Source organism: Lentibacillus amyloliquefaciens, from assembly GCF_001307805.1.
GTDB classification, from domain to species: Bacteria; Bacillota; Bacilli; order Bacillales; family Amphibacillaceae; genus Lentibacillus; species Lentibacillus amyloliquefaciens.
The window spans coordinates 2,520,731-2,535,200 of record NZ_CP013862.1; the positions used below are offsets into that span (position 1 = coordinate 2,520,731).

The 14,470-nt window shown below is 44.1% G+C and carries 19 protein-coding genes; all 19 read right to left on the minus strand.

The genetic code is table 11. The features are described 5' to 3' along the window. Nucleotides 1–51 precede the first annotated feature (51 nt). The 19 genes from AOX59_RS12675 to rplO all read right to left on the minus strand — a co-directional run bounded on the left by AOX59_RS12675 (nucleotide 52) and on the right by rplO (nucleotide 14,439). Entirely contained in the window at nucleotides 52–1,446 is a 1,395-nt protein-coding gene (locus AOX59_RS12675) for an efflux RND transporter periplasmic adaptor subunit (protein WP_068446053.1), read from the minus strand. Continuing rightward, nucleotides 1,443–2,117, minus strand: a complete 675-nt coding sequence (locus AOX59_RS12680; protein ID WP_068446055.1) for a hypothetical protein — start codon at nucleotides 2,115–2,117, stop codon at nucleotides 1,443–1,445. The genes AOX59_RS12675 and AOX59_RS12680 overlap by 4 nt, the downstream gene beginning before the upstream one ends. Before the next feature lie 123 nt (nucleotides 2,118–2,240). Further along, nucleotides 2,241–3,413, minus strand: a complete 1,173-nt coding sequence (locus AOX59_RS12685; protein WP_068446057.1) for a GNAT family N-acetyltransferase — start codon at nucleotides 3,411–3,413, stop codon at nucleotides 2,241–2,243. A 192-nt stretch (nucleotides 3,414–3,605) separates the two neighbouring features. After that, on the minus strand, nucleotides 3,606–3,998 hold the full coding sequence (rpsI, locus tag AOX59_RS12690) for a 30S ribosomal protein S9 (RefSeq protein WP_068446059.1): 393 nt from the start codon (nucleotides 3,996–3,998) through the stop codon (nucleotides 3,606–3,608). 19 nt (nucleotides 3,999–4,017) lie between these two features. Continuing rightward, a complete protein-coding gene (gene rplM, locus AOX59_RS12695; protein WP_068446061.1) occupies nucleotides 4,018–4,455 on the minus strand; it encodes a 50S ribosomal protein L13 in 438 nt (145 codons plus the stop codon). Between the two features lie 769 nt (nucleotides 4,456–5,224). Beyond that, on the minus strand, nucleotides 5,225–5,977 hold the full coding sequence (gene truA / locus AOX59_RS12700) for a tRNA pseudouridine(38-40) synthase TruA (RefSeq protein ID WP_068446062.1): 753 nt from the start codon (nucleotides 5,975–5,977) through the stop codon (nucleotides 5,225–5,227). Between the two features lie 16 nt (nucleotides 5,978–5,993). Further along, nucleotides 5,994–6,794 carry an energy-coupling factor transporter transmembrane component T family protein gene (locus tag AOX59_RS12705; RefSeq protein WP_068446064.1) on the minus strand — a complete coding sequence of 267 codons (801 nt, stop codon included), beginning with the start codon at nucleotides 6,792–6,794 and terminating at the stop codon, nucleotides 5,994–5,996. Then, nucleotides 6,787–7,659 carry an energy-coupling factor ABC transporter ATP-binding protein gene (locus AOX59_RS12710; RefSeq protein ID WP_068446065.1) on the minus strand — a complete coding sequence of 291 codons (873 nt, stop codon included), beginning with the start codon at nucleotides 7,657–7,659 and terminating at the stop codon, nucleotides 6,787–6,789. Before AOX59_RS12710 ends, AOX59_RS12705 begins: the two co-directional genes overlap by 8 nt. Next, a complete protein-coding gene (locus AOX59_RS12715; protein WP_068446067.1) occupies nucleotides 7,635–8,474 on the minus strand; it encodes an energy-coupling factor ABC transporter ATP-binding protein in 840 nt (279 codons plus the stop codon). Before AOX59_RS12715 ends, AOX59_RS12710 begins: the two co-directional genes overlap by 25 nt. Nucleotides 8,475–8,753: 279 nt before the next feature. Beyond that, nucleotides 8,754–9,107, minus strand: a complete 354-nt coding sequence (rplQ, locus tag AOX59_RS12720; RefSeq protein ID WP_068446070.1) for a 50S ribosomal protein L17 — start codon at nucleotides 9,105–9,107, stop codon at nucleotides 8,754–8,756. 44 nt (nucleotides 9,108–9,151) lie between these two features. Beyond that, nucleotides 9,152–10,096, minus strand: a complete 945-nt coding sequence (locus tag AOX59_RS12725; protein ID WP_068446071.1) for a DNA-directed RNA polymerase subunit alpha — start codon at nucleotides 10,094–10,096, stop codon at nucleotides 9,152–9,154. A 269-nt stretch (nucleotides 10,097–10,365) separates the two neighbouring features. Beyond that, nucleotides 10,366–10,758, minus strand: a complete 393-nt coding sequence (gene rpsK, locus AOX59_RS12730; protein WP_068446072.1) for a 30S ribosomal protein S11 — start codon at nucleotides 10,756–10,758, stop codon at nucleotides 10,366–10,368. 16 nt (nucleotides 10,759–10,774) lie between these two features. Then, nucleotides 10,775–11,140 carry a 30S ribosomal protein S13 gene (rpsM, locus tag AOX59_RS12735; protein WP_068446073.1) on the minus strand — a complete coding sequence of 122 codons (366 nt, stop codon included), beginning with the start codon at nucleotides 11,138–11,140 and terminating at the stop codon, nucleotides 10,775–10,777. 24 nt (nucleotides 11,141–11,164) lie between these two features. Beyond that, nucleotides 11,165–11,278 carry a 50S ribosomal protein L36 gene (gene rpmJ / locus AOX59_RS12740; protein WP_068446074.1) on the minus strand — a complete coding sequence of 38 codons (114 nt, stop codon included), beginning with the start codon at nucleotides 11,276–11,278 and terminating at the stop codon, nucleotides 11,165–11,167. Nucleotides 11,279–11,313: 35 nt separating this feature from the next. Continuing rightward, a complete protein-coding gene (gene infA, locus AOX59_RS12745; RefSeq protein WP_068446075.1) occupies nucleotides 11,314–11,532 on the minus strand; it encodes a translation initiation factor IF-1 in 219 nt (72 codons plus the stop codon). Further along, nucleotides 11,525–11,845 (minus strand): KOW domain-containing RNA-binding protein, encoded by a 321-nt coding sequence (locus AOX59_RS12750; protein ID WP_068446076.1) that lies wholly within the window; start codon nucleotides 11,843–11,845, stop codon nucleotides 11,525–11,527. Before AOX59_RS12750 ends, infA begins: the two co-directional genes overlap by 8 nt. A gap of 183 nt (nucleotides 11,846–12,028) precedes the next feature. Then, nucleotides 12,029–12,673, minus strand: a complete 645-nt coding sequence (locus AOX59_RS12755) for an adenylate kinase (protein ID WP_068446077.1) — start codon at nucleotides 12,671–12,673, stop codon at nucleotides 12,029–12,031. Nucleotides 12,674–12,706: 33 nt separating this feature from the next. After that, nucleotides 12,707–13,999 carry a preprotein translocase subunit SecY gene (secY, locus tag AOX59_RS12760; protein WP_068446079.1) on the minus strand — a complete coding sequence of 431 codons (1,293 nt, stop codon included), beginning with the start codon at nucleotides 13,997–13,999 and terminating at the stop codon, nucleotides 12,707–12,709. Next, a complete protein-coding gene (gene rplO, locus AOX59_RS12765; protein ID WP_068446081.1) occupies nucleotides 13,999–14,439 on the minus strand; it encodes a 50S ribosomal protein L15 in 441 nt (146 codons plus the stop codon). The genes secY and rplO overlap by 1 nt, the downstream gene beginning before the upstream one ends. Between the last annotated feature and the right edge of the window lie 31 nt (nucleotides 14,440–14,470).

Genomic DNA, 14,470 nt, shown 5'->3' on the forward strand with positions numbered 1-14,470 from the left:
TCATTTCAAAATATGACAAAGTGCTGTAATATATAATATTATTTTCCCTGTTTAGCGCGATAATAATCCTACTATGAAATATCTTTTCCAGTCTACATTACCATATTTCCCAAAATCTTGCCATTCTATATCCCCCAGCTCCAGCGGGGTTATGAACGTGGCACCGTCACGGAATTGATCTTTATCTGAATCGGCAATCATTTCACCTGGTTCCGCTCCCTCAGTTACCTCAGTCAAATCATCCATTTCAATACCGGTTTCCACAGGCTGTTTAGCAAGGAGACCGCTGCTTGTCATTTTCCACAAATCCCCGTCGAAAAGATGGTCATCTCTTACTGCTGTTGCCTCAGAGGATTTATTGGTCGTAATCGTTAGATCGGCATGATAGCCGGGCAGCAAGTTTTCCTCAGCGGACTGTTCTGTCTCTTCTGATTCGGCAGCTGATTCCTCATTTTCCTGTGATGAGTCTGATTCCTGAATGTCCATGGAATTTTCTGTTCCGTCAGATTCAGCGGCCTCATCTGGTGATATCTGGTCTTCTGCAGCATCATTTTCAGGCGTTTCTTGTTGTTCTGTGTCTTCCGATTCACCTTCCAGACTGGTTGTGAACGGATAAATACTCAATCCGTTAACCGTGGTCGTCTCAGGGGTATCACTGACTTCATTTAAAGTTCCTTCGAGGACCGTGTCATTTTCCCTGACAGCCACTTCGACAGGCATTTCCGCTTCAACTTTCATCCGTTCGTTTTCCTTCAATTCACCCTCTGCCTGCAGTTCCAAACTCCGGATTGTGACAACCGGGTTATCCAGTGATTCGGTCACATCGGTCACCTCACCCTGATACGGGCTTTCGACGGTGACTGTTTCACCTGTCGTCTCCAATTCAGAGATTTGTGCCTGAACACTGTCAAGTTCGGCCTCCTTTTGTGCCAATTCATTTTCTTTTTCCGCCAAATATTGTTCTTTCATATAGTTGGCTTCAACCGATTGACTTGTCATATTCAATGTGCCGTTGTCGCCTTCAAGTTCCGTTTCCATGTCTGTTTGCGGTATAGGATAGGCCGAAATCGATGCAAGCGATTGTTCAATTGCCTGAATTTCGCCATTCAATTGCTGCTGCTTCGATTCCAGCTCGGTCATTGTTTCATAGTAATTGTCTGTCTTGTAAGTGAACAAGTCATCACCGGGGTTGACGTTCGCACCTTCTTCAACGAGAAATTCGTCAAAACTCCCCTGATTCTCGTCGAAATAGATATTATTTTCTTCAGCAGGAGACAGAACCCCGGCTGTTTCGACCGTTTCATACATATCTTTTATGACCGCAGAAGACCAGTCTTCAACATATGACAGCCGAGGAACTTTTTCGACATCATCCAAATAAACAAGCAAACTATTAATACCAATGAATAAAATAACAGCTGTTAATAAAAGTTTTCTGCGCTTCATCCAAACCACCCGCTTATCAAATGACTATCGAGAAAAGCTAAAGCCGAGACCCCGGCCCAGTCAAGAATATGTATGCCAATGACACTCACCCAGAGCCACACGCGATTGATATCTGACATAAACCCGACAAATTTCACCTGAAACCAGATAATCCATAACTGGAACAATGAAATGGCCCCAAAGAAAAAGATGACCCAGGAGAGATCGGTGAAATAAGATGTTATAATGCCAAATGCCCATGGCGACGCAAACCAGTCAAGCCCGGCATAAACGGCAAGGGGAATCCATAAAACCCGCTCAATCAGCATGACCAAGAAGACGATTTGCTGCATAACGAGCAATTTCTTATATGGGATCTCCGTAATGGCATAAAAAAACAATGATGGGATGAATAATATCAATAAAGCAAATGCGGCAGCAAACGTCATCCGCCCCAGCACGAACCACACTTTGCCCGCCTCATACTCAAACACACTCAGTGCCGCGGCTTCAGACGAAATGATATCTGAACCGATGCCAAGAATCGCCATCCAGGCATAAACACCCGCACTGGCGAGCACCAATAACGCGCAAAGTTTCCACAGATTTTTCAGCGTCTCTGCCCGTTTAAGTGTATATAAGTGGTCCTCAATCGGAAAGAAGAATTTTGCCAGATTTACACGATAAAGCATGAACGACATTCCTTTAGTCAGTATTTAGTTACATATGTATGCTCTCTATTTTAACGTACTCTGACAAAATATCATACTAAAATTTTATCATTTTTGACATTATAGGTGATAGTTCCCAGATGTTTAATAAAAATCAGGGAAAAAGGTTTGCCGGACCGGAATGATATTTTCCAGCTGTTTAATCTCTTCCGGTGGGCCATCAATAAGACCGGCATGATATAATTCCACCGGCCGCTTGTACCCGATCAGCATAGCTGTAAGCGGCTGAATCCGGCAGTAAACGCTATTTTTCAGTCCCGCATTTGAGCGAGTGTGTACAACATTTGAACCGAATCCGGTGTGCGTCAGCTGATAAACACCATTATTCTCCGGCAAAAATGAATCCTCGACATAGAGCGTTACCGGTTCTGTTAAGCCGTTCTTAAATGGATAGTCTTCCAGAAATCCTTTAACATCGACAATACGCGCCATGAAATATGGATTGATTTTCTGTTCAAATCTTGGTTCCTCGACAAGCAACGGAAGATTGTCATTTTCCGGAACAACCATTTCGACGGTTTCCGCCATTGAGTCATGGTTAGCAATAAATTGCATCAGCAGCTTTCGAGCATTAAGCGAGTTATAAACAAACTCGTGAACGAACACTTTCTCCTGTTTTACTTTATAAAGGAGGTATCCTTCAGCCTTGCCCTCTGAGCTGAAGGCAACTGCCTTGTGCCATTTCTCTTTTAACACACGCTGCTCCCACCATTTCTCATCACGTGTGAGCGTTCCGTTGAAGTTCCCGGCATATTCAGTATAAACGTCGTGTAAAAGCGCAGTATCGTCCTGTATGCGGTACACACTGCCCTCAGCTTTCCAATCCCCCTTTAACCTCTCCAGCGGGATTGTATAGACTTTTTCTGAAAATGCATGCTCCCAGCCGTACTTCCGGTAAAACGCAAATGAAAATGGGTGTAGAAAGGAAATGGTCTGGCCTTGCTTTTTCATTGATTGCAGTGCATGCTGCAGTAACTGCTTTACCGCTCCCTGACGCCGAAATTCAGGCCATGTTGCAACAGAACTGACACCGCCCATGTCAAAAGTTTTACCATTTATGTAACAAGTAAGCGGGATAAGGTGCAGTTTAGCCGCCAGCTGATTATCTTCCATCCATCCCCAGATGATGTGCCGTTCTGCTTCTTCTTTTTTCTGTTTCAATGCCTCTTCTGACAAATCATACTGAAAAGCAAATTGCGACAACGCAAAAATCTCATCAGCATTTTCTTTGAGGTTCAGCCGTTTAATATCGCCCATAATTGAAGGTTCTCCTTTCTCAGTCTGATTCCAGTATATATATAATACAACGCTTCTTCATCAAATGAAATGGATAGTGCCATACTGCGGCCATAAATTCACGGCAGAAATTCATACAATCCGCCTACCTTACTTGTCAATAGAAAAAGCTCCCCTCCCAGCAAGGGAAAGAGAGCTTTAAAAATAGATTTCTTAACGTTTTGAGAACTGTGGTGAACGGCGCGCGCTTTTAAGACCGTATTTCTTACGCTCAGTTGCACGGGAGTCACGCGTCAGGTAGCCTTCGCGCTTAAGCGTTGCACGATACTCAGGATCTGCTTCCAAGAGCGCGCGTGCAATACCGTGTCGAATTGCCCCTGCCTGTCCTGTGAAGCCTCCGCCATCTACATTAACAAGCACGTCATAAGTGCCTTCTGTTTCAGTCGCATTAAGCGGCTGATTCAGAATAATGCGTTGCGTTTCATATGGGAAATAGTCTTCTGCATCACGTTTGTTAATTACAACACGACCGGTCCCTGGAACAAGACGGACACGTGCAGTTGAACGTTTACGGCGTCCGGTGCCGTAGTATTGAACTTGTGCCAAATTGGTTTACCTCCTTTTATTATCCGCGAAGCTCGTATGCTTCCGGTTTTTGTGCTTGATGATTGTGCTCAGAACCTCTGTACACGTGCAACTTCTTGGCCATTTTTCGTCCTAATGGGCCTTTAGGAAGCATGCCGCGGACAGTTGTTTCCATCATTTTTTCCGGATGGCTGCGAAGCATTTCATTGGCTGAACGTGCTTTCAGACCACCTGGATGGTTTGAATGACGATAGTACATTTTGTCAGTCAATTTCTTGCCTGTCAGTTCTACTTTATCGGCGTTAATTACGATGACATGGTCACCGGTATCAGCGTGTGGTGTGTAAGTTGGTTTATGCTTTCCGCGAAGGACTGCAGCAACTTCACTTGCTAAACGGCCAAGACGTTTGCCTTGGGCATCCACAACAAACCATTTGCGTTCTATTGTTTGCTCATTTGCCATGAACGTTGTGCGCATGGTGTTTCCCTCCAATTACATTCATTTCGTTTCAGTAGTCGTTTTTTCATTTCGTATATTTCATCACAATTAGTTTCCGGGGCTAATCGTGGTTTAGAAATAAAATGCCACAAATCATCATATACCAGAAGCACATGAATGTCAAGCTTTGCGGGCGGTTTTTTAAATAAATAAAAGCTGTTCTCTAAGTTTCTAACGCAAAATTCATATAATGCGAAGTAACTTTAGGTATGAGTTGGTGCGTCGTCTACCGCTTCGGAAATACACGCCGCGCACCTTAGGGCGGCTGGTGAGCCTCCTCGTGCTCGTCGCGTTGCAAGCTATTTCTGTGAAGCATACGCTCCTCGCAGAAAACATTGCTGGCGCACTGCGGGGTCTCACCGATACCTCCCGTCCCGCAGGAGTCGTTGTGTATTTCCTCCTCTGTGTCGCGCTTTATAATCTCATTATTTTAGAACTTAACTAAACTTCTCTTGTGAATGTTGATTGGAGTGGAGGGCAGTCGACTCCTGCGGGAAAACGGGCAGCTGAGACCTGAGCAGGGAAGCGCTTTTTGCTTCCGAGGAGGCTGAAGCGTTGCCCTAAGGTGCGCGACTGCCCGGAACGGAATTCAACATAGCACTTACGTCGCAGTTTCTATCAACTACGAAATTTACACCGCAGCAAAGTATATGACATGCGACGAGAGGCTTTCTTAACATCTCCAAGCATTGTCATGATTTGTCGATTATTGCCCGGGGAATATTGGGATGTTGTTGGTTATTGCAGATTACAAATCTTCTTTATAGGTGACTTCCCAAAGATACAACCCTTGAGGCGGAACCGTGTCACCGGCGCACTGCCGGTCATGCTTATTAAATAGCTCTGCAATCTCTGAAGGGTTCAGTTTGCCTCTTCCGACATCCAACAGGGTGCCGACAATAATCCTGACCATGTTGTATAAAAAGCCATCACCGCGCAGGATAAATTCAATGCGGCTGCCTCCCTGATAACATGAAACTTCATACAATGTACGAACCTTGCTCCCGGTCGTTTCCGCCTTAGCTGATGAAAAGGTCGTAAAATCATGCGCCCCTTCGAATAAGCCCGCAGCCTGCTGCATCTTTTTTATATTAAGCTCATATGGGTATTGATAGACATAATTTTGCTGAAAAACATCCCGTTCTTGCTCATTTAAAATATAATAGCGATATTCCTTTTCTGCTGCGTCAAAGCGGGCGTGGAATGACGTGTTTACTTCCCTTGTATCGTTCACATGTAAATCAGACGGGAGCAATGTGTTTAGTGCCCGCTTCCATTCGGCACGTGTCAGTTTATAATCTGTCTCAAAATGGAATGTCTGCCCTTTTGCATGCACGCCTGCATCGGTTCTGCCCGACGAAAATATGCGCACTGGTTCACCCTTATGAATTTTTCGCAGTGCTTTATTGATCTCACCTTCAACAGTTCTGGTCCGGGGCTGGATTTGCATGCCTGAAAAATTGGTCCCGTCATAGCTTATGACACATTTTATCTTAGTCATATGTATCCAGCCCTTTCTAATAGCTTCTCGTAAAAAATAGTACGGCGGTTATCAGGATGAATAAGAGAAAGATGAGAAAATCCTTTTTTTCAAGCCTCAGTTCACGCAGTTTTGTCCGCCCTTCGCCGCCCTGATAACCGCGTGCTTCCATAGCCATGGCTAATTCCTCGGCCCGTTTAAAGGCACTGACAAATAGCGGGACAAGCAATGGGACGACAGCTTTCATGCGTTCTTTTAACGGTCCGGTGCGGAAATCAACGCCGCGGGAGGCTTGCGCTCTTGAAATTTTTTCGGTTTCCTGCATAAGTGTCGGGATAAATCGAAGTGAAATCGACATCATCAATGCCAATTCATGAACCGGGAACTTTACTTTTTTCAGCGGATGCAGCATGTCCTCAATGCCGTCAGTGATTTCAATCGGTGTTGTTGTCAGCGTCAGCAATGATGTCACGAGAATAAGCAGGAAGAACCGCATCGATATGGCAAAACCTTGTATGATGCCTCCTGAATAAATGTTGAATCCAAAAATATCCAATAGGACGGTTCCTTGATTCGTAACAATCAAATGCAATATAAACGTAAATCCGATTAGAAACCATACCGGTGTCAGCCCTTTTAAAATAAAACGGATCGGAATTCGGGTTGTGAACATGCTCAACAGTGCAAAAGCGGTCAGTGCGCTATAGCTTAATACGGTGTTTGCCAAAAACACAACAAATACAAAGAAAAAAATGACCGTCATTTTGGTCCGCGGATCGAGCCGATGAACAAGTGAATCACCCGGGACGTACTGACCAATAATCAACATGTTATTCATTACTCCGGCCTCCCTTTAGGATTTGCCGGATTTCATTCGCCAGTTCGGCTGAAGACTGCCGCCTGTACGGAATATGGTACCCAAACTTTTCCGAAAACTCGTTAATAAACTGAACCATCTCAGGTACATCAAGCTGAACCTTTTGCAGCGCCTCCCGCTGTGTCAGAACATTCTCCGGTTTGCCTTCCATGTACTTCGTGCCATTATTTAAAATGATGACATTATCAGCATATTTAACAGCATCCTCCATGCTGTGTGTGACAAGTATGGTCGTCAGCCCTTCTTGATTATGCAGATCATAAAACATATCCATCATTTCACGCTGACCGCGGGGGTCAAGACCTGCCGTCGGTTCATCCAATACAAGTACTTCCGGATTAGTTGCGAGAACGCCTGCTATTGCCACCCGCCGCATCTGTCCGCCACTCAACTCAAAAGGAGAGCGCTCGAGCAACTCTTCTGACAAACCGACGACAGGTGTCAGGTGTTCAATACGTTCATTTATTTCCTCTTCTTGGGCACCAAAATTTTCAGGACCAAATGCGATATCCTTTCTGACGGTTTCCTCAAACAATTGATGTTCCGGATACTGGAAAACCACACCGACACGGCTGCGCAAGCTTTTCAGCTCATTCGGTTTTTGATTCGGCTTCAGATGGTAATCACCGATTGTGACTTCACCTTCCGTCGGACGTATCAAACCATTCAGATGCTGGATGAGCGTTGATTTGCCTGACCCTGTATGACCGATGACTGCCGTAAAAGAACCTGATGGAATAAATAGCGATAAATCTGCAATTGCTTTATGTTCAAAGGGGGTTTTAGCTTGATAAATATAACTTACGTTGTTGAATGTGATGTCCATAGTTCCTCCAGCAGCTCCTCATGACTTAACGCTTCATTTGTAATCGGTACGCCTGCCTTTTGCAGTTCATCAGACAGTGTTGCAATAAACGGGATATCCAGTCCGATTTCGTGAAGTTCTGCCTTTTTGGCAAAAATATCCCTCGGAACTGCTTCCTCCCGGATTTCGCCATCGTTCATCACAATCACACGTTCAGCCTGTACGACTTCTTTGAGATCATGCGTGATTGTAATAAGGGAAAGATTACGCTCTTCCTTCACATTTGTCACAGTTTTCATGATATCTCGCCGGCCGCGGGGGTCGAGCATGACAGTGGCCTCATCGAGAATAAGAACCTGCGGGAAAATTGCCAGCACACTTGCAATCGCCACGCGTTGTTTCTGGCCGCCTGAAAGTTTGTGCGGTTCAGTCAACCGGTATGATTCCATTCTGACAGCCTTTAATATGTCATCAATCCGTTTTACCATTTCATCTCTTGCTATCCCGCGATTTTCCATACCAAAGGCAATATCGTCCTGAACGGTAGTCCCGACAAATTGGTTATCGGGATTTTGAAAAACCATTCCCACGTCTTTGCGGATCTCCCATATTGATTCTTGCGTCAAGTGCCGCCCGTTGACAATAATTTCGCCTTCTTGCGGAAAAAGCAAACCGTTCATTAGTTTGGCGATTGTAGATTTGCCTGATCCGTTATGTCCGATAATCGCTGCCGCTTCATTTTCATAGATTTCAAATGAGCAGTTTTTTAAAACCCAGGACTGCTCTTCTCCATATCTGAATGATACATTTTTAAACTCAACTAACTTTTCCCGCATCTCCGCTCCCCCTCTATTGCGACTCCGCTAAAATCTTCTGCCTCTATCTATTTTTTCCAGAGAACTCCCAATGTGAGTGTGTTAACAACGTTACTCGTTCAACAGATAAAACTGTGGTGAGCAATTGTGAGCGCAGACAATATACGCAAACTCAATCAGAACAGATATCCGCAGTTCCGTATCACAAACATCAACTTTTAAAAAACAGTTGATGCAAAAAAAGGGCTTGGATTCACCTCGTAGAAGAGATTCAGCCCTGCCCTTATCGCATCGCATTGATTAAACGAGTTCGATGATTGCCATTTTTGCGCCATCACCTTGACGCTCTCCAAGTTTGAGAACGCGTGTGTAGCCGCCTTGTCTTTCTTCATAGCGTCCAGCGATATCATCGAATAATTTTTGAATTACCTTTTCGTCTTCACTGGCATCTTGATCATATAGGAAAGATGCTGCCTGGCGACGTGCATGAAGATCACCACGTTTGCCAAGTGTGATCATTTTTTCTGTCGTTGACTTCAAATCTTTGGCCTTAGCTTCTGTTATTTCAAGGCGTTCGTGGATAATTAAATCAGAAGTAAGGTTACGAAGCATTGCCATACGATGGTCTGTTTTCCGTCCTAATTTTCTGGCCATGGACTATCCCTCCCTTTCCTGTTGTAAAATTACAATCAGCTGTATTAGTCGTCATCACGCAACCCTAAGCCTAAATCCCCGAGCTTTTCTTTCACTTCTTCAAGCGATTTGCGGCCGAGGTTACGCACTTTCATCATGTCTTCTTCCGACTTATTGGAAAGCTCTTGTACTGTATTTATTCCGGCGCGTTTCAGACAGTTATAGGACCTTACAGAAAGATCAAGTTCTTCAATGGTCATTTCCATAACTTTTTCTTTCTGGTCTTCTTCTTTCTCAACCATAATTTCTGCTTTCTGGGCTTCATCCGTCAATCCTATAAAGATGTTAAGATGTTCGTTAAACACCTTTGCACCTAACGAGACAGATTCTTCCGGACGGATGCTTCCATCTGTCCAGACATCCATTGTCAGCTTATCATAGTTGGACACTTGCCCCACTCGCGTATTCTCTACTTGATACGTGACACGTGTGACAGGTGTAAAAATCGAATCAACCGGAATGACACCAATTGGCTGTTCATCACGTTTATTTGCTTCAGCTGGTCGATATCCGCGACCGCGCTCTGCTGTAATCTTCATATGCAGATTCCCATTACCGTTGATCGTCGCAATAGGCAAATCCGGATTCAATACTTCCACATCACTATCATAGGTCAAATCTGCAGCCGTAACTTTTCCTTCTCCCTGCACATCAATCTCCAATGTTTTAACATCATCAGAGTAAATTTTCAGTGCAAGCTTTTTAAGGTTCAAAATAATGGAAGTTACATCTTCAACAACCCCTGTGATCGTTGAAAACTCATGTTGCACACCATCAATTTGAACCGATGTAACAGCAGCACCCGGAAGTGAGGATAGCAGGATACGACGCAAGGAGTTGCCCAGAGTAGTACCATATCCACGTTCAAGCGGTTCGACGACGAACTTTCCATATGTCGCATCATCGGTGATCTCTACTGTTTCTATTCCCGGTTTTTCAATTTCGATCATTCTGTAAAACCCTCCTTAAAAACGTCGAAATCCCGGTTAGACGGCCAACAAAGTCTAACCGAAATTCCCCAAATAGGCAGTTGGCGTTTCTGCACTGGAACATTCTTGATACACCTTTGTCTCTGTCTTCTTATCTTTAGGTTTGACCCAAAGGAACCTATACCCTTTTCTGCTGTTCAAAGAGCGTGTTTCGCTCTTTTTTTCAGAACGCGCATTTTTAGCTATCATAACCCATTATAGACAGAGTGACAAATTCTAAACGGTTATCTTTACACACGACGACGTTTTGGCGGGCGGCAGCCATTATGCGGAACAGGTGTTACATCATGAATTGCTGTAATTTCCAGTCCGGCTGCCTGTAATGAACGAATTGCTGCTTCACGGCCGGCTCCGGGGCCTTTAACCGTTACATCAAGTTGTTTCATCCCGTTATCAACCGCATTCTTTGCAGCTGTCTCAGCAGCCATTTGTGCAGCGAATGGTGTTGATTTACGGGAGCCTTTAAAGCCAAGCGCACCTGCAGAGCTCCATCCGATTGAATTCCCTTTAACATCTGTAATGGTTACAATCGTATTATTAAATGTTGAACGGATATGTGCCACACCCGTATCAATATTCTTTTTCACGCGGCGTTTGCGTGTTGGTTGTTGTTTCCGTGCCATTGATGGTTACCCTCCTTTACTTTTTCTTGTTTGCCATTGTACGACGAGGACCTTTGCGTGTACGTGAGTTGTTTTTCGTCTTTTGACCACGCAATGGCATTCCCCGGCGGTGTCTAACACCTCTGTATGATCCGATTTCTATCAGGCGTTTAATGTTGAGGGATGTTTCACGGCGAAGATCACCTTCAACAGAATATTCACCGATTGCTTTACGGATGCTGCTCAATTCATCTTCAGTGAGATCGCGCACTCGCGTGTTTTCCGAGACGCCTGCGTCACTCAGGATGTTTTGGGCAGTGCTTTTTCCGACACCATGAATATAAGTTAGTGAAATAACTACACGTTTATCACGTGGAATGTCGATACCTGCAATACGTGCCATAGTTTTCCAGCACCTCCTTATTGATTAGCCTTGTTTTTGCTTGTGTTTTGGATTATCACAAATCACCATTAATTTACCTTTACGTTTAATGATTTTGCATTTTTCACAAATTGGTTTTACAGATGCTCTGACTTTCATCATCTTACCTCCTTTTACATCGGAGCTCGAAAAAGTTATTTATAACGGTACGTAATTCGTCCTTTGCTTAAATCATAAGGTGAAAGTTCTACCGTCACTTTATCACCTGGCAAAATGCGGATGAAATGCATGCGGATTTTGCCGGAAACATGGGCCAGTACTGTATGGCCGTTTTCCAGTTCCACATTAAACATCGCATTCGGCAGTGTCTCAGTTACGGTGCCTTCCACTTCAATTACATCGTCTTTAGCCATCGTGTTGATCTCCCTTCTTCAAATCAGTCACAATTTCATTCATGAATTTGGTTAAGGCAAATCGCAGTTTGCCATTTGTGACACGACCAGTTTCTAGAAGGCTGTTTTGGACTTCCGGAGATATAAATTCCATCGCTTCAATATGATACAAGTTCTTTTTCTTAGGCCGATCATATTTACGTTTTTCCCCATCTGCAAGCAGGGCATACCGATCATCGATAAGTTTCAGCACAATGGCGTATTGTCCTGCTTCACGTCCTTGCAAAATACGAACAACTTGACCTATTCGCGGAATCGAATCAGCTTCGTTCAACAACGATCACCTTCACTTAGGCTTTTGATTTTATAACAAATCATTCCGATGATAAAAACTCCTTATCATCAGTTGATCTCATTCTTATACCGGATAGTGCACAGGTTGTTATAGATTGCCCGCGGCATTCATTATACCGTTAAGTGTGCCTAATTGCACCCAATTCAATGCAGCCGGAAAGAATTACTTTTCGATTGCTGATTGAATATCTTTAAATACTTGGTCTATTTCCTGATCACCATTGATGGTGACAAGATAACCTTTCTCATCGTAGAAATCAAGCAATGGCTTTGCTTGCTTCATATTGACTTCCAGACGGTTCTTCACTGTCTCAGCCTGGTCATCTTCACGCTGGATCAATTTGGAACCATCATGATCACATATCCCTTCCTGTTGCGGAGGGTTATAGTTAACATGATAAGTTGTACCACATGTCGGGCAGATTCTGCGGCCCGTCAAACGTTCCACTAAATTCTCCTCAGGTACATCCACACGCAAACAATAATCAATTGATGTGCCCAGTTCATCCAGCAATGATTGTAAGGCCTCAGCCTGTGCAATCGTTCGCGGAAATCCATCCAATAAGAATCCATTTTTACAGTCATCTTTGCTCAACCGTTCTTTTACGATTCCTATTGTAACATCATCTGGAACAAGTTCACCCTGATCCATGAATTCTTTAGCCTTCTTGCCGAGTTCGGTTCCTTCCTTAATCGCTAAACGGAACATATCTCCTGTTGAAATATGAGGGATGTGATATGTTTCATTTATTTTCTCTGCCTGTGTACCTTTACCGGCACCAGGCAAACCCATCAATATTAAATTCAACAATTTTCCCCTCGCTCTCATTGGCAGCTTCGGTTACTTGATAAAACCTGTATAATGCCGTTTTACGAGCTGGCTTTCCAGTTGTTTCATCGTCTGCAGGGCAACACCTACAACGATAAGTAAGCTCGTGCCGCCGATTTGTACTGCTTGAGGCAGATTTGCAAGACCGCCTAAAATAATAGGCAGCACAGAAACCGCAGCAAGGAAGAGTGCCCCTACAAATGTCAGTCGGTACATAACACGTGTAAGATAGGTCTCTGTATTTTTGCCAGGTCGTATGCCTGGAATATATCCGCCTTGTTTTTGCAGATTTTCCGCCATTTGTTCAGGATTGACTTGAACAAATGTGTAGAAATACGTGAAGGCAATAATCAGTCCTACATAGATGATCATTCCAATTGGCTGGGTATAATCAAAAATGTTTTCAATCGTCGCTGCTATTTCATTACCTTCAAAAAGTCCGGCAACTGTCCGGGGTGCAATGATAAATGCAATCGCAAAGATTACCGGGATAACCCCTGCAGCATTCACTTTTAACGGTAAATGTGTCGAATGGCCGCCCACAGGTGACCGATTGACAAGTTTTTTAGCGTATTGAATTGGTATTTTGCGCAGTGCCTGCTGGATAAAGATAACACCAACGGTAACTGCCACTACTACCAATGCTATCAATGTCACGATAACAATGTTAATGAACAGCTCGTCACCGGCATCGACGAAGTACTGACTGTATAATTGATTGACGCCGTTCGGAACTGCCGCCACTATACCGGCAAAAATCAGAATGGAGATTCCGTTCCCGACACCATTAGCAGTAATCTGTTCCCCAACCCACATCAAAAATGTCGTACCGCTTGTAAGGATGATAGCAATCATCAGGAACTTCCAAACGTTCGGTTCACTGATCAGCATGCCGCCAGCCATTGCATTAAAACCGATTGACATGGCAATCGCCTGGACAAACGCAAGTGCAACCGTTCCATAACGGGTGATCTGTGCTATTTTTTTACGACCCATTTCGCCTTGCTTCTTCCATTCAGTGAACTTAGGCACAACATCCATCTGCAGAAGCTGCATAATGATGGCTGCCGTAATGTAAGGCATAATCCCCATCGCGAAAATGGAGAAGTTTTGCAGTGCCCCGCCGCCAAAAGTATTTAAAAAGCCGAAAACATTTTGCTGGTTCATAAAGTCAATAGCTTCTCTATTTGTATATGGCACTGGAATAAAAGTACCAAGACGGAAAACAATCAGCATTAATAAAGTGAAGACGATCTTCCGTCTGATATCTTTAACTCGCACTAAATTGGAGATTGTACGGAACATTAGATCACCTCTGTTTTACCGCCCGCTGCCTCGATTGCTTCTTTTGCTGAAGCAGAGAACTTATGAGCTTTTACAGTGAATTTCTTTTCAACGCTGCCATTTCCCAGCACTTTAATGCCGTGTTTTGCTTTGTTGACGACACCTTCTTCCAATAAAAGCTCAGGTGTGATTTCAGAACCATCGTCAAAACGATTTAAAGCATCCAAGTTTACAATAGCAAGTTCCTTGCGATGAACATTGGTAAAACCGCGCTTGGGCAAACGCTGGAACAAAGGCATTTGTCCGCCTTCAAAACCTGGACGGGTATTGCCGCCTTCACGTGCCTTTTGCCCTTTATGTCCTCTTCCGGATGTTTTGCCGCCTCCGGATGACATTCCGCGGCCAACGCGATTGCGCTTTTTACGACTTCCTTCTGCTGACTTTAGTTCATGAAGTTTCATGGTGTGCACCTCCTCTTCTGCCTTGAGATTA